Source organism: Halalkalibaculum sp. DA3122, from assembly GCF_043951865.1.
Lineage (GTDB): Bacteria > Bacteroidota > Rhodothermia > Balneolales > Balneolaceae > JAMQKA01.
Genome location: NZ_JBINJF010000114.1, coordinates 1 through 501 on the forward strand (window position 1 = coordinate 1; position 501 = coordinate 501).

The 501-nt window shown below is 49.3% G+C and carries 1 pseudogene; it reads right to left on the bottom strand.

Annotation, left to right across the window (positions count from 1 at the left end):
* Positions 1-482 (bottom strand): annotated as a pseudogene (locus ACG2F4_RS19420) (heavy metal translocating P-type ATPase); the annotation flags it as partial.
* Positions 483-501 lie beyond the last annotated feature (19 nt).

The following is a 501-nucleotide window of genomic DNA, read 5'->3' on the forward strand; positions in this document are numbered from 1 at the left end:
ATCACCGATTTCATCTCGATGTAATGGCCGATCAGCATGATATCCACCAGCGTGGCCAGCTCCCAGAAGAAAACTTGTCCTTCTACGACGAATACTACGAGCGTACTGTAGACATAAGCCGCGGTTATGGCAACGCCGATCAGCGTCATCATCCCCGGCTGGCGATCTTTCAGCTCATCAAATAACCCCTTCAAAAATGGCCAGCCTCCGTAAAAGAAGACGACACTCGAAAGTACAAAGGAGATATAGGTATCACCGGAAAACCGGAGGGCATCCCCGAATCCCAGCAGTTCCTGAATCATGTGAGAAAGAATCAGGATGGGAATGGTTAGAGCAATGGATATCCAAAACCGTTTTAGGAAATCCTTGGCCATGTGGGCATGGTGTTCGGCATGTCCGCCGGAGTGGCTTTCCTTTTTGTGATCGTGTTTGTGGTCATGGTTGTGAGGATGCTCGCCACTGTGATTGTGACCGTGATTCATATGTTCGTGTGAGTGTTCC